The sequence below is a fragment of the Candidatus Thiodiazotropha sp. AKIB8 genome (assembly GCF_058244675.1).
The window spans coordinates 63,520-83,677 of record NZ_JBSYOO010000010.1; the positions used below are offsets into that span (position 1 = coordinate 63,520).

The 20,158-nt window shown below is 47.6% G+C and carries 17 protein-coding genes and 1 tRNA gene; 5 read left to right on the forward strand and 13 right to left on the reverse strand.

Features of this window, described 5'->3' with window-relative positions; all coding sequences use genetic code 11:
• Positions 1-278 precede the first annotated feature (278 nt).
• The 3 genes from AC4IFB_RS01800 (at position 279) to AC4IFB_RS01810 (ending at position 4,690) form a co-directional block, all read left to right on the forward strand.
• Positions 279-1,526, forward strand: coding sequence for a putative Ig domain-containing protein (locus AC4IFB_RS01800; protein WP_490779197.1), 1,248 nt, complete (start codon positions 279-281; stop codon positions 1,524-1,526).
• A 171-nt stretch (positions 1,527-1,697) separates the two neighbouring features.
• Complete coding sequence (locus tag AC4IFB_RS01805) at positions 1,698-4,010, forward strand: AAA family ATPase (protein ID WP_490779198.1); 2,313 nt, start codon at positions 1,698-1,700, stop codon at positions 4,008-4,010.
• Between the two features lie 206 nt (positions 4,011-4,216).
• On the forward strand, positions 4,217-4,690 hold the full coding sequence (locus AC4IFB_RS01810; protein ID WP_490775732.1) for a VPLPA-CTERM sorting domain-containing protein: 474 nt from the start codon (positions 4,217-4,219) through the stop codon (positions 4,688-4,690).
• Positions 4,691-4,850: 160 nt separating this feature from the next.
• Here the strand turns inward: AC4IFB_RS01810 and AC4IFB_RS01815 are convergent, their stop codons facing one another.
• From AC4IFB_RS01815 to AC4IFB_RS01845, 7 genes are all read right to left on the reverse strand, one after another.
• Positions 4,851-6,062, reverse strand: coding sequence for an ABC transporter permease (locus AC4IFB_RS01815; RefSeq protein ID WP_490775733.1), 1,212 nt, complete (start codon positions 6,060-6,062; stop codon positions 4,851-4,853).
• On the reverse strand, positions 6,062-6,835 hold the full coding sequence (locus AC4IFB_RS01820; RefSeq protein ID WP_490779199.1) for an ABC transporter ATP-binding protein: 774 nt from the start codon (positions 6,833-6,835) through the stop codon (positions 6,062-6,064). Before AC4IFB_RS01820 ends, AC4IFB_RS01815 begins: the two co-directional genes overlap by 1 nt.
• 18 nt (positions 6,836-6,853) lie before the next feature.
• Entirely contained in the window at positions 6,854-8,863 is a 2,010-nt protein-coding gene (locus tag AC4IFB_RS01825) for a vWA domain-containing protein (protein ID WP_490779200.1), read from the reverse strand.
• A gap of 24 nt (positions 8,864-8,887) precedes the next feature.
• Positions 8,888-9,634, reverse strand: coding sequence for a hypothetical protein (locus AC4IFB_RS01830; RefSeq protein WP_490779201.1), 747 nt, complete (start codon positions 9,632-9,634; stop codon positions 8,888-8,890).
• A 353-nt stretch (positions 9,635-9,987) separates the two neighbouring features.
• Positions 9,988-10,074: transfer RNA gene (locus AC4IFB_RS01835), tRNA-Leu, on the reverse strand.
• Positions 10,075-10,189: 115 nt separating this feature from the next.
• On the reverse strand, positions 10,190-12,436 hold the full coding sequence (locus AC4IFB_RS01840) for a putative bifunctional diguanylate cyclase/phosphodiesterase (protein WP_490779202.1): 2,247 nt from the start codon (positions 12,434-12,436) through the stop codon (positions 10,190-10,192).
• Between the two features lie 22 nt (positions 12,437-12,458).
• Entirely contained in the window at positions 12,459-13,328 is an 870-nt protein-coding gene (locus AC4IFB_RS01845) for an alpha/beta fold hydrolase (RefSeq protein ID WP_490779203.1), read from the reverse strand.
• Positions 13,329-13,633: 305 nt separating this feature from the next.
• Between AC4IFB_RS01845 and queA the strand changes: the two genes are divergently transcribed.
• The gene (gene queA, locus AC4IFB_RS01850; protein ID WP_490779204.1) at positions 13,634-14,662 is read left to right on the forward strand and encodes a tRNA preQ1(34) S-adenosylmethionine ribosyltransferase-isomerase QueA; all 1,029 of its coding nucleotides are present in this window, start codon (positions 13,634-13,636) and stop codon (positions 14,660-14,662) included.
• A gap of 293 nt (positions 14,663-14,955) precedes the next feature.
• Positions 14,956-16,059, forward strand: a complete 1,104-nt coding sequence (gene tgt, locus AC4IFB_RS01855) for a tRNA guanosine(34) transglycosylase Tgt (protein ID WP_490779205.1) — start codon at positions 14,956-14,958, stop codon at positions 16,057-16,059.
• 30 nt (positions 16,060-16,089) lie between these two features.
• On the opposite strand, the gene AC4IFB_RS01860 is transcribed toward tgt, so the two are convergent.
• The 6 genes from AC4IFB_RS01860 to AC4IFB_RS01885 all read right to left on the reverse strand — a co-directional run bounded on the left by AC4IFB_RS01860 (position 16,090) and on the right by AC4IFB_RS01885 (position 20,152).
• Positions 16,090-17,082, reverse strand: a complete 993-nt coding sequence (locus AC4IFB_RS01860; RefSeq protein ID WP_490779206.1) for an FAD:protein FMN transferase — start codon at positions 17,080-17,082, stop codon at positions 16,090-16,092.
• Between the two features lie 49 nt (positions 17,083-17,131).
• Positions 17,132-18,109: a TonB family protein gene (locus AC4IFB_RS01865; protein ID WP_490779207.1), complete on the reverse strand. Its 978-nt coding sequence runs from the start codon at positions 18,107-18,109 to the stop codon at positions 17,132-17,134.
• On the reverse strand, positions 18,106-18,618 hold the full coding sequence (locus AC4IFB_RS01870) for an ExbD/TolR family protein (RefSeq protein ID WP_490775743.1): 513 nt from the start codon (positions 18,616-18,618) through the stop codon (positions 18,106-18,108). The genes AC4IFB_RS01865 and AC4IFB_RS01870 overlap by 4 nt, the downstream gene beginning before the upstream one ends.
• Complete coding sequence (locus AC4IFB_RS01875; protein WP_490775744.1) at positions 18,615-19,133, reverse strand: ExbD/TolR family protein; 519 nt, start codon at positions 19,131-19,133, stop codon at positions 18,615-18,617. The genes AC4IFB_RS01870 and AC4IFB_RS01875 overlap by 4 nt, the downstream gene beginning before the upstream one ends.
• Positions 19,130-19,783 carry a MotA/TolQ/ExbB proton channel family protein gene (locus AC4IFB_RS01880; RefSeq protein ID WP_490775745.1) on the reverse strand — a complete coding sequence of 218 codons (654 nt, stop codon included), beginning with the start codon at positions 19,781-19,783 and terminating at the stop codon, positions 19,130-19,132. The genes AC4IFB_RS01875 and AC4IFB_RS01880 overlap by 4 nt, the downstream gene beginning before the upstream one ends.
• A gap of 84 nt (positions 19,784-19,867) precedes the next feature.
• Positions 19,868-20,152, reverse strand: coding sequence for a hypothetical protein (locus AC4IFB_RS01885; RefSeq protein WP_490775746.1), 285 nt, complete (start codon positions 20,150-20,152; stop codon positions 19,868-19,870).
• Between the last annotated feature and the right edge of the window lie 6 nt (positions 20,153-20,158).

Genomic DNA, 20,158 nt, shown 5'->3' on the forward strand with positions numbered 1-20,158 from the left:
TAACGATTTGATCTAGTTCCCATTATATTTTTCGTGATTTAATTCCGAGTCGTTTGGTTGGTTTTAGCCGCTTTGAAAGGCCAGGCAGGCTGACAATATGATCCTTGTTCAATAAAACTTGCGGAGCTTTATATCTACATGAATTTACTTGGTTTTTTTAGCTTAAAAAACGGCTTTCAATTCTGAGAAGAGTGTCGTTCATTTATGTGATCCAGTTCCTCAGGATAACGGTAATATTCCCTTACTCTATGTGCCATCGCGTCATTGAGGCCACATGAATGAAATCGTTACAACTCATATTATCAGCTTTTGCACTAAGTCTGGTCCTTAGCGCATGTGGTGGAAGCAGTGATCCAGAATCAAATGAGACAGCAGGCAACACTGAAGATGAGACTGCTGTTTCCAGTGGTGGTGAAACACAAGATCCTGGTACAGATCAAAATTCCGGAGATGCACCAACCGGTGATGAGAGTAGTGATGAGCAGACTCCCGTAACGCCACCGACTGCACCACCAGCGCCGGAGCCTACTAAGCCAAGTGATCCGGTTACGCCAACTAATCCGACTCAGCCTTCTGAGCCGACTAAGCCAGCTGACCCAGTGCCTGGAGAGAGTACAGATACCACGCCTCCTGCTGATAGTGCTGATCCAGCGCCGGAAGAGCCTGCACCTGAGGAGCCAGCAACAACTACGCCAGCAGTAGGCGCAGCTCAACTGAACTCAGCAACTATTTCCGCTGATAACATTGTTCTAAACTGGACTCATGATTTCGATACCCCTGTGGGAGGATACGACATAATCATTGATGGGCTGGACATGGGCACAGACCGTACCATGTCGACCACTGCCACCATTCGTGGATTGGACTTGGCCGAAGCTCATTGCTTCATTATCGAGTCTCGCTATACAGATGCCGCTGTACACCCACTGTCGAATGAAGTTTGTACTGAAGCACAAGCTGCTGCTAACCAGGCGCCTACAATCAGTGGAAATCCCGCCGCCGCAGTCGATGCAGGGATTGCTTACAACTTTTCCCCAGTCGCTGACGATGCCGATAATGACACGCTGACTTTTTCTATCACGAATCTACCTGCTTGGGCGAGCTTTAATCACAGCAACGGTACCTTGAGTGGCACGCCTTCAGCACAGGATGTTGGGGACTATAACAATATTCGGATCAGTGTAAGCGATGGTACTGACACTACGAACCTGTCGGCATTCACTATTCGTGTCAACAGTGTTGTAGTAGCAGCAACAACCGGTTCCATGTCACTTAGATGGACTGCACCGACTACCCGTACGGATGGTTCCTCATTGAATCTGTCTGAAATTAATGGTTATCATATCTATATCGGTACAACGCCGAACAATTTACAGATGCATGTCGATCTTGGGCAGGGTGACCTGAATAGTCACACCATTGATAACCTGGACCTGGGGGACTACTATGTAGCCATCGCTGCATATGACCGGACGGGTAACGCAAGTGATCTTTCGAATACAGTTCAGAAAAGTGTCGTTAATTAACAGGGATACTGTTATTAAGTTAGCACGCTCTACTTTCTGAACACAGCGATCCTGAGAAATGGTAAATACCATTCTCAGGATTTTTTTTTGTGGTAGGGTTTTTCGATTTAAAGCTGTATCATTAAATCAGGGAAAGCTGAATGACGGACCATGTGAGGGACTACGACGAATATGTATGAGTCGTATTTTGGATTCAAGGATACGCCATTTCGATTGAGTGCGGACGAAAAGTTCCGCTATGCCCACAGAAACTATCTTAGAGCATCCGCATACCTAGCCTACGCTTTACAGCAGAGCGAAGGCTTTGTGATGATTACCGGACAACCCGGCTCAGGTAAAACAACTCTGGTCAGAGATGTCATTTCTGAGATTGACGCTAGCAGATTCAATGCCCTGAATCTGGTCACCAGCCAACTTCAAGCCGAAGAGTTATTGAGAAAGGTTGCTCTGGAGTATGGCTTACCTGCTGAGTCATACAATAAAGCCACTCTGCTGACCTGTATAAATAAGCACCTCTCTGAATTGCATGAGCAGGGGAAACGTTCCATTCTTTTTCTTGATGAAGCTCAGAATCTTTCAATGAACGGGCTTGAAGAGTTGCGTCTGCTTTCGAACCTGCAGATGGGTAACAGCTCGCTACTTCAAATAGTTCTGATCGGGCATGATGAATTAAGGGAACTCGTGCTCGGCCCAGATATGGAACACATACAGCAAAGGCTTATAGCAACCTGTCAGATTAAGCCTATGTCAGATGAGCAGACCCGTGAATATATAACACATCGATTGAGTGTGGTTGGCTGGCAGGATGACCCCCATATTGATGAAAATGTATTTTTGCTGATCCACCAGGCAGCACAGGGTGTACCAAGAAAGATCAATCATCTAATGAGTCGAATATTGCTTTTCGCATCTTTGGAAGAGAAGCATGAGCTGAGTGATGAAGATGCCTTGGAGATTATTGAAGAGTTAGTGGAAGAGCGGCGTATCACTTTGCCAGACAATGAATCTTTTGAAGATTTTGTTCAAAGATACCAGCAGGATAAAGATCAGCAGGTAGAAGTTCAACAAGTCGCATATCAGAAAGCAGCAGTGCATGATATTTTCGAAAATAAGCCACTTCAGGAACAGTTTTTTGATGAAGCTGAAATAGAGAAACGTAAAGAGGAAATTGCCAATACTAACTTTATTACTGAGAATCTGCTCACTGCAATCGATGCATCTGATCAGGATTTCGAAGAGGCTTGGGATTTACCTGACTCTGATTGGAGTGACTGGGATAGCGATTTAACGGTAATAAAAAGAGAGCCTCATTCTACTCAGAAAGAAGAGCACGCAACTGAGCCACAGAATAATCGATCTTCTACAGAAGATGAGGTTGAATTATTTGCTGAGGATGAAGCCTTAAATCAACCACTGCCAAGCGCTGAGGATATTTGGAATAATAAACTTGAATCTGTGGATATGGATTCTCTCATTTCGACTACGCAAAGGAAAAGTAAGTCAAGGGTGACAGAAATCAAGTCGACCCACAGTGACAAGAAGATGCCCTCACTGGATGATGAGCATAGTTGGGGTGGGGTTTGGTGGATGTCCAGTGAGAACCAGAAGGGTTCCGATAGCCATCAAAGCAACTTAAAAAGTAATAGTGATAGACGTAAGAATCAATCAGCTTGGCCAGCGAAAAAACCGAATAACACAATTGTTGTTGAAGAGAATCTGAGTATGCCTTCTATGTGGGTTGAGGGTTGCCCAGAGGTTGTAGCAGCTGAAAACTCCGAGGTGCATAAGTTTAAACCTCGCCCAACTCGGCTCAGGAATTCTATCTTTCATGTGGTTGCATGGGTAGGCATCGGTCTACTGGTTATGCTGACCTACGCTTTTTATTCAAATCAGATTGATAACTATTTTAGTGTCTTTGCAGATCGTATTGATGGTGTGGTGGCTGGATACCCTAATTCGGAACTATCTAAAATGCCTTCTGACCAGGAAGGTTCTGGTGTTGATCTATCTGCTGAGGCAGAAGTCAAACCTCTGATTGGAGATCAAGCATCCATCGATCAGTCAAAAATCGCTGATGATCAGAGTTTAGGCGAGCTGGAGTTGCGCACAGAATTTTCAGATATAGACACCATCATAAATATAAATTTGGCAACACGCTATGCGGTATTTTTTGCTTTTAACAAATCCTCTATTCCAACTGAATATGTAACGTTATTGAAGTCTGTTCAATATAAAATGTTGACCAAAACTGAGACTTTTCTCCGTATCATCGGCTATGCAGACAGTCAGGGAGATAGCAGTTACAACTATCGTCTCTCATTAAAACGGGCTGATGAGGTAAAGCAGTTCTTAACCAAGCGTGGCATATCCGGAGAACGTTTGCATGTGACTGCAATAGGTACAGCAGAAGATGAGCAGGCGATCTTGAAACGTGATGAATCTGCAAAAAAAAGACGGGTTGAATTAATCCTGTTTCCAAATTAATTGATGTTTAAATAAATCGGTATGTTTGTGAGAGCCCCTGCTTCTCGGATGTCACTACTGGTTTGAATGGGTTAATTATAAAAAGCAGTTCAATATATGGGATATTATGTATTGTTCCCATGATTTATAAATGGTAGTTTCGATTGTGCAGGTACAATCAGGCAAAGATTGTATCTTTCTACAACAATCTTTTAAGGATGAAGATAATGAAGAAGTTGCTTATACGTTCAGTCGCACTGGTTGCCTTCCTGGCATTTTCTACAGTCGGCGCACAGGCTGCATCTTACGATGCAGGTACCTTTTCTGATCTTGGGGATAGCTTCAGTACTCCCCAGCCAGTCGGGAATTTTCTTGATTCCTATAGTCTGACTGTTGATTCCGCTTCACTGGATATCAATATTACAGGCACACATCAAGGCATGTTTCAGGATGATCTGTTGCTGACTAATATCAATACCAACGAACAGTATCATCTGGGAACCACATTTTCTGAAACTCTGAGTCTGGGAGCGGGAGAGTACATTTTTACCATCTCCGGTTTTGCGCTTAATTCTATTGATACCACACTCAATTCAGATTATGACTTAACCATGAGTGCAGTACCACTGCCAGCAGCTGCTTGGCTGTTTGGTTCTGCGCTGCTGGGATTTGTCTCCTTCAGTAGAAGACGTAAAGTCTAAGAAATATTACGAATTTATAATTTCGTATGAAAAGCCATGGAAGGTTATCTCTTCCATGGTTTTTTTTCGAGCTTGAGAAAGTGATCCTCTTTTACCTTAAGCAGCTACTCTACCTCAGTGCGAAACGGTAGTGTGTTGTTCAGCAGTCCCTCAGGCTTTACTATATTTCCCGTAAACCTTCAGATGGTTCTATATGGGACGCCCTGAAACCGGCAAGAGATGCCGCAACTACTGATGAAACCACTGTGAGCAACAGAGCAATGAGGAAGTGTTCTGGCAAGAGCTGACAGACTTGTTCGTTGTTATTAAGTTGAGCCGCAAAGATACGGTTGATTGTTATGCTCACTCCCAGGTAGATCAAAGAGGCAAAAGCCCAGCCAAGAACGGCTGTAAATAGTGATTGAAAGACCGGGAACCAGACAATTTCAGCTGTGCGAAAACCAACCAGGCGTAGCACACTCAACTCCTTACGCTTGCGATCCACGTTGGCCCATAGACTGGCACCGAGGGAAAAGGAAAATCCCGCAAGACCAATTATCGCAATTAACCAAAATACCAGACTCAAATTGCGATCCATGCTGCGTACAATCTCGATATCTGCTGCTCGGGTACTAACCTCTATATCCAACCTTTCGAGCGCATCACTGATGCGACTGACATTGTAGATTGAGTCGGTGTATAGCCTGAAACTGGGGTATTTTCTGTTACTTGTATTGGCCTCGCTGCCTTGCCATCCAAATTCAGGAACTGAGCGTCCGTCGCGAAAATCCTCTGCACTTTCGACCAGGGCAAGTGGGGCGAAGGCTCCATCACGTGCAAAACTGCTGGTATCAGCAATATCTACAACTGTGAGTTTTAGGTGAACCCTTTCACTACGCCCTTGAAATCTGCGAGCCAGACTGCCAGCGATTTCGTCACCTGCTTCAATATTCAGCTTTTTAGCAGCATGACTTGAGAGCACTAACTCTGTTGATGTTTTCGGCGTATTCCGATCTTTCAGTAGAGGATCTCCTTCGCCGGTAGGTATCATCTCCACCGAGACAATCCGTTTTGAAGTTTCGCTCTTAAGGTCTATGGTGGCTGCAATGGCTCTCGTACGAGGGACTATGAATTTAACCTCTGATCTATCCCTCAATTGCTCAAACCAGGCTTGATCGTAACGCCCGCTACCGATCGGTCGAATTTCCCGATTGCGGGGGTCTTCGATCAGGTTATCGAGCATACTACCCACAATTCCAAACTTGAGGGCGAAAAGAATCATCATCGGGCCGAGCACAGCAGCGAGTGCAAGTATGAAGAAGGAAGACATCTGCCACTCATTGCGGTAGTCCCGGCTAGCCAGCCAGACAATATCTTTCAAACGATGACGCATCAGCCACTTACCACTGTTTCAGTCATGGAGCCATCCTCTTTTCGTTCCGTATGGTGCTCCAGATGTCGTAGCCCAAGCCGATTGATATGACGCCAGGCATGACTGGCCAGGATTACAGTGATATGGAGTTCATCTACCAACTCTATAAAAAGAGACATGATGCGCTCAGCTGCAATTGGGTCGAGAGATGCCGTGGGTTCATCGGCTATTACAATTGATGGTCGGTGGGCCAAGGCCCTGCCTATGGCAACCCGCTGCCGCTCTCCTACTGAGAGTTTGTAAGGTAGTTTGTCGAGGTGCTGTCTGATACCAAGATCTTTAGTGAGTTCTTCTACCAGTCTATCATCCGGCATATCAAGCAATCGCCGGGATAGATTGATGTTCTCCCGCACAGTGAGGTAGGGGAGAAGTCCGCCGGTTTGCATCACATATCCGATACGCAGACGACGCAGATCCCCCAACTGATTGAGTTGTTTCTTCTTCCAAAGCGTTGAGATATCTACTGGCTGCGCACCCTGCTCAGGACGAAAGCGGAACGACCCAATCTCACTCGGGCGCAGAATCATTGATAGCATGTCGAGCAGTGTGCTTTTTCCGCAGCCACTTTCACCGATCAAAGCGATCTTTTCACCTAAGGCGATCTGCAGGCTAGGTACGCGTAAGCGGAAGCCAGTGCCCTCGGCTTCGCGAGTTTTCACAACATCGCGTAAGTGGTATATAAGGACACGATCACCTGTCAGGCTCGCTCCTGCTTGAGCTTCAGGATTAGTCATTTTAATGTCGTGTTTGTGTTAAGGCAGCAATTCGAGGCCGATTGGAAATACCGAGTCACCCGTGATGGGGCCCCCATCCAGTGAAACCCAGAGATCGGTATGGTCATGTAGTACTTGGTAGTAATTGATCTTCTCTTCCAGTCGGTTAATAAAAGCGATCTGATCCTTGGCTGTCCAATCCTGCCAATTTTCCAGTGAGAGGTTCATGACTTCACCGGTATAGGGTAGATCCTCAATGTATTCTCGCATGAAGCCCATATCTGCAAGATTGCCTTCCCTTGCACCTGTCGCCCGGGTTGTGCTGCCCAGCTGATCAGGATCACGGGCAATTGTTGCGGCCAGACTCTTCAGGTCATTTAAAAAGCTGCGTGGCGAGAGGAGTCCCTCTTCAGCGGTAAGTAGCACCTGTTTCATAATGGCATGCAGGTCGCTGAGTTGGTCACGAGTAAGAAGAACCCTGACATCCAATGTCTGGCGCTGCGGATCCTGAATATCTCTATCCACCAGCCAGGCATTGAAGATATTGGGCATCTGCTGTTTTTCATCCTTTTGCAGGTAGCGCATTCTCAGGGCATATCCCAGCTTCGCGACTTTTGCCTGAAACTGAGCCAGCTGATCTGATGATTCATCAGGTTTCTTTGTAGCTTCCCTGGCCTGGCGCTCTTCTGCGAGAACTTTTCCTGCCGCTGCCATGGCAGCCAGTTTAACCTGCTCAGTGATCTGTTGGGAGAGGGCGTCCAAAACACGCCCAAAGCGTTCGACGTTACCCGTTTCAACGCCAAAATAGAAACTACCGATACCTGGGTAGTAAGAGAGGTCGCGGTAGGTCTCTTCGGCTTTGGTATGGTCCGACATTATGCTGGGGGTGAGTAGGTGCAGTACTGACAATGCAATGCCCTTATTTTGAGCCAGGCTCCTCAACGCAGTGCTGGACAAGCCTGTGCCTGAGAGGGGGTCACTCGACTCCCTGGGGCCAGCATCGGTGATCAACACAACATAGCGGGCGTCTTGACCTTCCCAGTTGATGCCCGCGATCGCTTCGTTAACCCCGGCAAAACTGTCTTCTTTGAAATCCCTGCTTGAGACCGTGGCCGCTTTCAGGGTGGAGACTTGAGAAAAAAAGCTGTCAGCATCCTGGCCATGTTCCAGGTCGACATAGGTTTGAGTAAGGTAGTCAAGGCCTGGTGCCACTTGGGGATTGTCCCGAAAGGCCACCAGTCCAAAGCTGACATCACCAGTCAAATCCTCTTTGGTTATGGTGTCATATATCTTGCGTACTGCTTCACGGGTACGGTCGATATAGGGATCCATTGAGAGGGTCGAGTCGATAACAAATACCACTGCTGAGCGAAATGAGCGGTTGTTAGATTCAGCCTTTGGCGCCGCAGGGGAGTCATTATCTTTAGCGGTTTGCAACGGCTGCAAGGGAACGCTGGAGATTTGCAGCATTCGGGCCTGTTCACTGCCGATATAGATATCCTCATGGTCACGAATGGGTACCAGATAGAAATCCTTGAGGATATCGATATGAGTTCTGGGCTGAATGGCAACCACAGGTGAATCTGTTTCCAGTTTGCCAGCCTCCGCAGCGGCATAGAGTTGTCTGTATCTGCTTTTATCCTGATTATCAATCAGCTGTTTCAGTTCGGTCTTATCATTGAAGAGTAACACTCTGTCGCTGCCCAGAGGATCTCGGAATGCGACAGTAAGTCCTTGATTCCAAGGTATGGTATCGACTTCAGGTAACCAGCCTTCGATCGTGCCATGCCGGTTCAGCCCGACTTTGAGCCAACTGGAGCCGTTCTGTTGCTTGCGGGCATAGACGTAGTAGACACTGAACGGTATAGAAGGGGAACCACTGCCCTGTTGGATTTGATCGAACAGGTGCGCACCGGGTTTACTCAATACCCGTTGATAGAGGGATTGTTTTCCTTCCATCAGGAGTGGACGATCCTGGGGGACCGAAGCTGCCGGTGCGGCGAACATAATCGCTGCGATAATGAAGGGGGCCGATTTAAGCCATTTCATCGGAGTGATCCTGAAAATTGTGGTTTATTGCCAGTTCAACAACAGACGTTGAGCGGAAGGGTCTCCTGACTTCGCCTGCTGCTCACTTCTTCTTCGCAGCTTATCGAGTCGTTCCTGTGCCCCGACGATCTGTTGCTTAGCTGCTTCCCTGTACCATTTGTGTGCTTGAAAAATATCAGCTTTCTCCAATAGCACGTTACCCTCTTTAAAGTGGTCTGGATCGTATAGGCTGGCAAGTGCAAAGGCCGCTTGGCCATCTCCCTCTCGCGCAGCGTAGAAGAGTAACAGGTAGGTATCTGTATGACGTCCCTGCTGAGCATACAGCTCTGATTTCTCGAGCAGTTCAGTGGGGCTGAGCGCAAGCTCCCCACTGCGCAGCTTGGAGATCATTTCCCGTGCGGTTTCGCTCTCTTGCGATTGCTTAACCGCAGCCACAGGCTCAGCCTGTGAGACAATCGTATCTCCAGCTTCTTCATGCTGCTCTTCTGACTCTGGTACTTTTTCGGTCTCCACCGGGGAGCTGCTGACTTGAGGCACCTGCTCACTCTCTTTAGCGGCTTCTATTTGCCCTCGAATTACAGGATCAATCTGGCTCTCCTGAATGGGAGGTTCCAGTTCGATGGTCTCTTCGGGGGCAAATAAGAAGTAGATACCAACCAAAATCAGTGCCGCGACAGCAACCTCAAGGGCTACCCTGAAGCGGCCAGAGGTATTAGTGATCTCTACACTATCGGAGAAATCGTCGGTCAGTCTGGAATCGGAGTTGGTCATACCACCAGAAAAAATTTGTAATCTATCTGGGGAATATCTGCTTAATTTGTGAATCGGTCAGCGGTGGCTGAAAGATCACAGTTCTGGGGCGAAAAGCTGTTCAATAGCAGGCTATCATCGGCTGCGCTTATTCATCTCGATCTGTAATATTTCATCTCACCAAATAGACGACCCAGAAGTTAATCAGCGTTCCCTGGTTATTTGATGGCCCTAGTTCAGTCAGAGCTCTAACGTTACATTTCAACAGAAGAGGAGATTAAAATCTACTCGATAGATAAAACAGATGAGCTTGAGGGAGATTATTAGATCTGGGCAGTTGTCTATGGCGGGTTTTCCGCTCAGCTGATAAGAATTGGTACCAGAGGCCGGACTCGAACCGGCACGCCCGTGAAGGCAACGGATTTTGAATCCGTCATGTCTACCAATTTCATCACTCTGGCATTTATCAGACTTCCAGCTTTACTGACCGTACAGGCTGAATCAACTCGCCCCTCAGGACCATCGATTCCAACCCGTGAGGCCGGAAAGCCGCACAGTATACCTCGATTTTTGGGATTATGCAGAAAAATTTACAGGGCTATTATCATCTGCTCTTTGACTCAACGAGGCGGATGGTTTGCCAAAATAGAAGCCCTGGCCATAGTGGAATCCGAGCTGCTTCAACTGCTCTGCAGCTGATTCAGATTCAATCCCCTCAGCGACCAAAATATACCCGGATTCAGTGATCATCTGGGCTAAGTGATTGAGAATGGGATTGGCATCTTCGTTTTCGATCAGTTGAGTGAGTGTGATATCAAATTTTACAACATCCACTGGCATGGCCCCGAGATATCTCAGAGAGGAGTAACCACTGCCAAAGTCGTCCAGGGCGACGCGGAATCCCATTGACCTCAGTCTTTTGAGATTTTTCCGTGCTGTTTCAAGTTGGGTGATAAGAGCTGTTTCGGTGACTTCAATCAGAAGCTTGTAATCGCTCATGAAGGGCACGAAATCTTCAAGCCAGGTGGGTAGTTCACTGTCGACAATCGAGGGTGCTGAGAGATTTATTGAGACACCTGTGCCCGGTGGAATTTTACGAGCTTCCAAATCGGCGATAATTTTACGGATAATCTGGCGATCCATATCGTGTTCGAGTCTTCTCGCTTCCACCAGAGGAAATATATGTGAGGGCATGATCAATTGCCCGTCATGCATAATCCGCATCAGTACTTCGTAGTACTCCGGCTTGTTGTTATCAAGGTCAACAATGGGTTGATAGTGCAGAACCAGACCATTGCCGTTGGAGATCGCTTCAAAAACAACGCTATGGGTGCGATTTGAATAGAGTCCCTGCGCATGTTTTGCCAGTTCAGCAGAGAAGCTGACAATATTTGAATATCCAGGCCGCTTTGCAAAATGGACTGCTACATCTGCTTGCCATTGGAGGGAGTCCAGGCTCGAATCATCACCAGGAGCGGTATGTGCTACCCCGATACTCATGCGCACAGGCTCCATGATGCCGTGCTTTTCAAATGGGTAGTTTGAAATGGCAATATGGCACTGTTTTGCAAGTTGCATCGCTTTGCGATGGTTGCAGCCGATTAAAACGGTTGCGAATTCATCTCCGCCTAACCGGAATAGTTGCTGTCTGTTACGCAATATATTATTGATGAGGCTGGAGATGGCGATCAGTACGGCATCTCCCGCCTGATGTCCATAAGTGTCATTGAGTGCTTTGAAGTGGTTGATATCAAAGATGATCAGACAGGTTTGACTGTTGCTGTTTTTAAATAGATGGCAGACTTCCTGCCAAAAATCATCGAAGGCGCTTCGGTTCATTACACCGGTTAGAGAATCCTGATGGGTCAGGTTTTGCAGTTCCTGAGTTTTCTGATCCAGTGAAGTGTTAACCTGGTTGAGTTGATTATGATAACTGTTGAGTGACTCACGAATATTGTCCAGCTCTGTAATCAACAGCTGATCATGGTTATTGAAAACCACCGGATCGTAGGGATGGCTTTTCAGTTGGTTGAGGTGCTCTGTTATCTTCATGATTGGTCTGCTGATCATCCAAGCGGCCAAGGGAAAGATAAGAAGGGTCAAAATAGCGGTTATTGTTGCAAGTCTGAGTAGAAAATCTGTCATTTCAGATTGAACTGCTTGCGTATATGGAGCGCTGATAAGCTGGTAGTGCAGGTGGTTTTTAAATGCTTCAGTGGTTATGCGCTCAGCCTGTTCTGTTTTAACGCTGAGGGTTGCTTGATCAACCCAGCTGAAGTGTCGTGTTACAACGATTGGTATGAGTCTGTTAAGCGTGGCTATGTAACCCAGTATCTGTTCGGAGTTTTTGTTCTTGATGGGTTTAATAGCTGTCACGAAAGGTTCATATTCACTGATGTAAATATATTGACCATTCTGGATCGGCTCGATATGGTCAGGTAACAGTGAAGTGTTGATATGTGACAATACATCCCCATTGCTATCGTAGAGCGCCAGATCCAGGATATATTCAGAGAGAAATCGGTTGTCTTTTGCTCTATGGCGATACCAATAGGTATAGTAGGTGGGATCCAGAAGCTGTTGGGTGAGCTCTTCCCATTTTGCCAGCTGTTCCGTTTTTTTGCTGATGATCTTCAGTGATTCTTCAATTGCCGCATCGACCTCATTATCAGCTTGCTGTTGATTGGCGAATTGGAAACTGCTATTCAGCTTTTCGACTTCCAGATATGTGAGGCGACCCAGGCTGAACAGCAGAATCAAGAAGAGTGCAATGAAGATAGTCGTAAAGAGAGTCAGTGAAACCGGTCTGATTCTTATATCCATGGTTTTTACGATCTACTGCCGGTCAAAGCAACTCAATAATTGCTTCGAATAAATCGAATTCATGTGCATGGTCGAAAAAATGATTGGCATTCTCTATCTCAACTACATTGGCTTTGATTTGATTTAGCAGTGGCTTCCATTCTGGGCTGAGCCTGTTGTCTTTGCTTCCTAGAATAATACTCGGTTTTTTGCTTAATCCAAGCAGTGCCTCAGTGACGAGGGTCTGATCCCACCTGAGATAAGAGAGGTAGTGGTCGGGGCGGGTCGGGTAGATATCGCAAAAGGCCAGTTTATAGTTATGAATGCCGCGCTTATCAACGTCAAGATCCTTTTCGGCACGCTTCTTCTCCGCTGAGTTTTCTTTGGCAATAGGGCCTTGGGCAAAGGCAATCAGACTTACAAGGATACTCTGCTTGATATTGTTGTTAGGCGAATTGGCGTGAAGATAGGCCAGTAGGGTAAGGCTGCCAATACTGTGACCAATTAAAGTTACCGGTTTAGATGTACGTTGGGATAACCAGTTTACCCATATTGCAACTTCATCCCGGTCCAGTTCCATATTGTGGCTATGAATCGCTTCACAGGCCAGACTTTGACTGCGTTGCTCGATGCCCAGTGATAGGTTGGGCAGTAGAACGGTATGCCCATCATCGTGCAGTGCATCTGCAATTCGTCGAACGGTAAAAAAATCTCTGGTTTGCAAAAAGCCATGCAAGATAAGTATTGGTGACTCATCATTACCAGAGTCCAAGTACTCCGCTGAGGCGAGTAAACCATTTGGCATACGTTGCTGGATAGTTTTCCCTTGGCAAGGCAGGGATAGCATAAGCAGACTGGCTAATACCAGTTTGAATAGTGATAGAGAGCGAGTAACCCGCACTAAGCTAAACATCCTTAACCTCCAGCTATTCTCACGCTTCAAACTTGAAATAAAAACAGATTTAGTAATACAGATGACTGGACAAGTAGATTGCTTTATCGGATACCTTACTATTAATCGGTTCTGAATATCTATGGGATGTTGCATCTGATGCCATGTCAGATCAAGCAGGACTAACCGATCTGCACCTTAAATTAACCTATTGTGCGACAATGTTATCGGCCCGGATTTATACGGAGGCTCCCTAATAATTCAGCATGCCTGTGAGGTGTTATCTGATACACCTTGTGAGCAGCTCGTGCTAACATCCGCGCCCTATGAAATTGTCAGACTTCGATTACTTACTGCCGGAAGAACTTATTGCCCAGTACCCTCCAGAGGAACGCGGCTTAAGTCGACTATTGGGCCTGCTGCCAGATTATGCCGAGCCTCAGGATTTAATGTTCTCAGACCTACCCAAGCTTTTATCGTCCGGTGATCTATTGATCTTTAATGATACTCGGGTCATGAAAGCCAGGCTTCTTGGGCAAAAAGAGAGTGGAGGACGGGTTGAGGTATTGATTGAACGGGTAGTTGAACCCGCTAAAGCTCTGGCACAGGTGCGGGCCAGTAAGTCCCCCAAAGTCGGCAGCCAGCTACTGTTGGGAGAGTCTCAAGCGGCGGTTGAAGTCGAAGGTAGAGATGGCGAGTTTTTTCTATTACGGGCGGTGGATGACGATTTTTATCAGCTCATGGAACAGCAAGGGAAGATGCCGTTACCGCCATATATAACCCGATCGGACGAGGCGGTGGATGAGACCCGTTACCAGACAGTCTATGCAGAGAAGATCGGGGCTGTTGCTGCACCAACTGCAGGCCTGCATTTTACCCCATCGATGCTTGATCAGTTGACTGAAAAAGGTGTGAAACAGGCCAGGGTGACGCTGCATGTGGGGGCTGGAACATTCCAGCCGGTCAGAGTCTCAAATCTTGATCAACATGTGATGCATAGGGAGTATGCCGAGATTGATGAAGCAGTTTGTGAGCAAATTGCTGAAACCAAGCGTCAAAATGGTCGAGTCATTGCAGTTGGGACTACAAGTGTGCGTACGCTTGAGTCAGCCTCACAAGGTGGAAGTTTGAAGCCATTCAAAGGTGATACCCGCCTCTTTATCCGACCGGGATTTGAGTTTCAGACGGTGGATGCGATGATCACCAACTTTCATCTGCCTCAGTCGACCCTGTTGATGTTGGTATCTGCATTTTCCGGCTATGAGCGCATTATGCAGGCCTATCAACATGCTGTTGCCCAGGGATATCGCTTTTTTAGCTATGGCGATGCGATGTTTCTGACACCGGGTAAGTAACCCTAATAAAATCAGTTGACCACTCCATTCTAATAGCAGATCCCTGATTTTCAGGCAAAAAAAAGCGCGGCAGGGGTGCCGCGCTGAAGTATTCCACCAAAGGAGGATGGAGGAGTGTGTGCCGATACAAGATGATCAGCACATAAACATTTTCTAATATATGAAGATGCTTTGTCAAGAATTATTAGGGAAATCCCTAACATTAGTTCACAGAAAGTAACAATTCAGCTTCTACGGGTGACGATGTGTATCATAGTCACTGTAAAAAACAGTTTTCCAGGTTCAGTTTGGTTATGAAATTTGATGTTTTTCAGAGGGATGGCGCCGCTCGTCGCGGACGTCTGAATTTTCAGCGGGGTACCATAGAGACGCCAGCATTCATGCCCGTGGGTACCTATGGCACCGTCAAGGCGATGACACCGGAGGAGATTGTCGACATAGGCGCTGAAATTGTTCTGGGAAATACCTTCCATCTGATGCTCAGGCCAGGCACTGGTGTGATACAGGCTCACGGTGACCTGCACGACTTTATGCATTGGCAAAAACCGATCCTCACCGACTCCGGGGGCTTTCAGGTATTCAGCCTGGGTGATATGCGTAAGATTACTGAGGAGGGGGTGCATTTTCGTTCACCCATCGACGGTAGCAAGGTATTTATGGGGCCGGAGGAGTCGATGCAGGTTCAGCGGGCTCTCGGATCTGACATCGTTATGATTTTCGATGAGTGCACGCCCTATCCAGCGACTGAAGATGAGGCACGTAAATCGATGCAACTCTCACTACGTTGGGCCAAGCGCAGTCGGGAAGCGCATGGTGACAATCCCTCCGCGCTGTTCGGCATTGTTCAGGGCGGTATGTACGAATCTTTGCGTGAGACCTCTCTTGAAGGGCTCGTCGATATCGGATTCGATGGTTATGCTGTAGGTGGCCTGTCAGTAGGTGAACCAGCAGCTGATCGATGGAGAGTACTGGATCACCTCAGTAGCCGATTGCCAGCTGATAAGCCGCACTATCTGATGGGGGTAGGGACGCCGGAGGATATTGTTGAGTCAGTGATTCGGGGTATTGATATGTTTGATTGCGTAATGCCGACCCGGAATGCGCGAAATGGTCATCTGTTTACCCATCAGGGGGCTGTACGCATTCGCCACGCAGCCCATCAGTATGACGACTCACCAGTCGACCCACTATGTGATTGTTATACCTGTCGCAACTACAGCCGCGCCTACCTGCGTCATCTGGACAAGTGCAATGAGATTCTGGGTGCACGGCTTAATACCATCCACAATCTCTACTACTATCAGAAACTGATGCGTGATCTGCGAGCAGCGATAGAGAGCCAGTCACTTATGGAATTCCGCAAGGCATTCTATGAGATGCGTAGTTCAAAGGTGTAACGCTTTTCTTAACCAGTAATCACGATGGGACTATTTGCGCTCTTGAGCAAGACTCTCGAGGCCGTCTGATGAGAGAAGTTGACCCTGATTGTCGATGATAACCGCTTCGATATCATCTAGACGATTGACCATTGCCATCCCTGCTTTAGCACCCAATACAAATATACTGGTCGACAGAGCATCAGTGCGTGTGGCATTTGGCCCGAGAATGGTGACGCTCTGAACCTCTCTTGCAGAGCTTCCCGTCTTGGGTGTGATGATGTGATGGTATCTGATCCCTTCGGCTTCGAAGAATCGTTCATAGTCACCTGATGTTGAGATGGCGCTATCCGAGAGGGGAAGCACAGCTGCCATCGCATCACGATTTCTTGGTGCCTGAATGCCGATATGCCAGGGTCTTCCCTGATGGTCACCGATCAATCGGCTATCACCACCTGCGCTGATCAAGGCGTGTTCTATCCCTCTTTCACGCAGCAGTTCAATGCCTTTGTCGACAGCATAACCTTTCGCGATGCCGCCCAGGTCGATACGTACACCGCTCTTACGGAACATCACGCTCTGCTCTTCTGGCTTGAGTAGAATGTGTCGATAGTCGATCAATGGCAAGGTTTGAGTGGTGATCTCCTGGCTCGGTTTTTTGCCTTTTCGGTAGTCATATTGGTGGCCGATGGAGGCGAAAGTGATATCGAATGCACCCTCAGTCAATTCAGCATATTTCTGTGACTCTTCGAGAAGATGAAACAGTTCTCCCGAAATAGAGACAGCCCCTTCAGCTGCCATGCGGTTGAGCAGAGAGAGTTCACTGCTCTCTTTGTAAGGACTGAGTTTTTCATCCAGGCGTCTGAACTCATCCATCACAGCTGTTACCGCAAGTTCACCCATCTGTCGATCTTTATGCCATAGCTCCACCGCTATTTTTGTGCCCATGATGTTGGCCGTGTCATTGACCCATTCGGCAGACAAAAGGGAGGGGATGAGTAGCATCAGGGATAGGGTAAATCTACCCATGCTTGTCCATGACATGGGTAGATTTACCTGCTTTTAGCTGGCCCTGACTGCCTTCTCCACATGCTCAAGAGGGCAGAAAGTCGATAGGGTAGGAGACAACTGCTTTATCCACATCCTTACTGAGAAATTTAAACAGTTTTATGCGCGATACCAGTTTGCGTTCCAATTTGGGATTGTTCAATTCAGATGAGAGAATCCTGCAGTTGGTTACCTTTCCCGAGGGCGTGATGGTCAACTCCAACACAACCTTACCCCGTAGTGAGGGATCCTTGCGCAAGGCTCTATTATAGAGGGCATAAACGGCCCCCTTGTTTTGGTCAAAAACCAACTGTATCTCTTCTCTGGTTCGGCTGCCCTTGTTGTTTTTACCTCTGGTTTTGCTGCTGTTCGCGGCGGCCTCACTACCTTGGGTAATATCCTTACTCGCAACTTGAGTTGTGTCTCGGCTACTCAGACCGCTGCCACCGGTCTCACGACTCAGCGCGGAGGTATTGATGCCACCACTTCCCTTTGCGGCTCCGGATGAGATGATGGAGCGTTGGCTGGTGTAGGTCTTCTGCCCTTTTTTAGAGAGTTTCTGCGAACCACGTACACTGGAGACAACGGGATCCTCACGCAGATCCGCCAGTTGATCGGCGAAGGCCAATAGACCGGAGCTTGCAGCCTTTTTACGTGCGGCTTCAGGGTTAGGCTTTTTCTTTGCCACTTGCTTGACAGGTGGTTTGGCCGGCTCTGGTTTCTTTTTCGCTTCCGGTTTCTTTTCAGGTTTAGGTTTTGGCTTGGGCTTAGGAAGCTCTTTTTTTACCACCTTTTTTGGTTTTGGAGGTGGGGTCTTTTTCTGCTCAATTATCAAACGTGCAAGCCGTGGAGGAAGCGTTTGCTTTTTGAAGCGTTCTTTCTCTGGGAGCTCAATCATGGGGATCAACAAACCCAGCATCGTGGCAATAAGCACGGCGGTGACGAAAATAATCTGAAATCGACGTTCGTCAGAACTGGCAGTATTCCAAGGTAGGTTGGAGGAATGTCGGTATGAGACTCTCACAAAGTCTGCCCTCCATTGTCTTTCTCAGCTCTTCGCAGCACAGCCAGGGAGACGTGGGGGTATTCTGATTCGGCGCAGGTTGCCATCACCCGCTTTAATAGCGTGTAGGGGATGCCCTTATCACCCATGATGGTGATTTTGCCTTTGAAAGGTTCCAGGGTGCTGCTTTTGGATCGCTCGGCATGACGCTGTAACTCATCCTGCAAAGCAGGCAGGATTGTGCCTTGGGGTAGTGGCATGGACAGATCGATAACCCGGTGTCCCTGTACCAGGATCTCATTACTGTTGACCATCACTACCAATGTTTCCTTTGGTTTTAACTCTGCAGCGGACTCGGGCAGGCTCAGGGCCTTGGCATTGGGCAGGACCTGAACTTCACCAGAATTGACCAACAGAAAGAAAACCAGGATGGTGAATATATCCATCAATGAGACCAGGTTCAGAACTGCTGATCCTCTGTTTCTTCTGTGGTGACGATCCATGCGTTTTGCACGACGCGACATCTTCATGAGGCGTTACCTTCATCCGATTTTCTGGCTGTAGCCGGGGGTGCGTCCCCGAGAGAGATTTCAGGAAAGAGTTCGTATTGGACTACTGAACCGGCTTCAACATTCTCTGTCATGCGCACCGCATCCATGACCTGTACCATGGTTTCGTAATTGGTCTCTGGCTCAGAGAGAATGAACACGTTGCGCTTGTCCTGGAAACGGACTTTGATCTGCACCAGCAGTTCATTCAGGGCTTTAACGTCGTATCCATCGCTTGTGTTAGGGATACTTCGAATCAACCCACCCTGGCGATCAGCAACTTGAAGAGCCTCTTTACGAATGATGACCTCCAGTTGCAGCTCTTTGATCTGTTTTAAAGTGCCTTCACTTGCAGGCGGCAGATAGAGCTCGATAATGGAAAAGCGGGAAAATGCCGCAGTCATCAATAGAAAAGGGATCAGGATCACCATCAAATTTAAAAAAGCGGTGATGTTCAACTCCGCTTCTTTGTGATGGTGGCGAAATCGACCCCTCATGCCTTGCTCCTGGTGGAATAGGCTTTCTCATTGAAGATGTTGAGGAATTTAACCGAAGCCATCTCCAGGCTATCGACAATCGCTGTGGTCTTACTCTGCAACAGGGCATAGACAAGAAGCAGGGGAATCGCTGCCATCAAACCAAATGCCGTAGTGTTCATGGCAACGGAGATACTGGCTGACAGCAGGTCAGCTTTCTCTGCCGGGTCGGCATTGGAGACTGCAGTAAAGGCCTGAATAAGACCGATGATGGTGCCCAGCAGTCCCAGCAGTGTGGCAATGTTGGCCAATGTACTGAGGTAGTGGGTTCGTTTTTCCATACGGGGTATGGCTTCCATCAGGCCCTCTTCCATCGCGACCTCTACGTCATCCCTGCGTCTGGCTGTGCGTGCCCGCGCCAAACCGTAGGTGAGCATGGTGCCAATTGCAGTTTTAGACTTGTTGGCTGCCTCCATTGCAGTTTTAAAATCCCCATCGTTGAGGTGAGGTAAAACTTTTTTCCAAGTCCGTTTATTACTTCCGGTGGCAATAGTCAGGTAGACCCAGCGTTCTATGGCGATCGCGATACCTCCGGCGAATATCAGCAGTATTGGGTACATGAAGAGTCCGCCTTCCTGAAAGAAACGGATGATCGTGTCGATGAGCTCCATAGGGTTCTCCGTTGTTACTCGACGTGGGTTTCGATAAAATTCGGGTTGTATGCCATAGGGCATAACATGACAATATCTTTAGGGTTATTCACCATATCTCTGATACCAATCTATCTGTCTGCGAAATACATCACGGTCCAGTGGGGAAAGTAATTCCTCCCGTCGGCCGGTCTCCGGTGGCATCATGCCGGTTAATCGTTTGGCAGAGCGCCAGGGCACAACATAGAGAACATTGGGTGACTCTTTATTTCCAAAAATAGCTGTGCCTTCCAGATCGAGACGTTGCTCAGCCTGGCAGATCTGTGTGGTGAAGAGCGAGAGCGTCAGCAGCATGGCACTACGAGTTGTGAGTCTTCGAATTGAGATCATAATCAC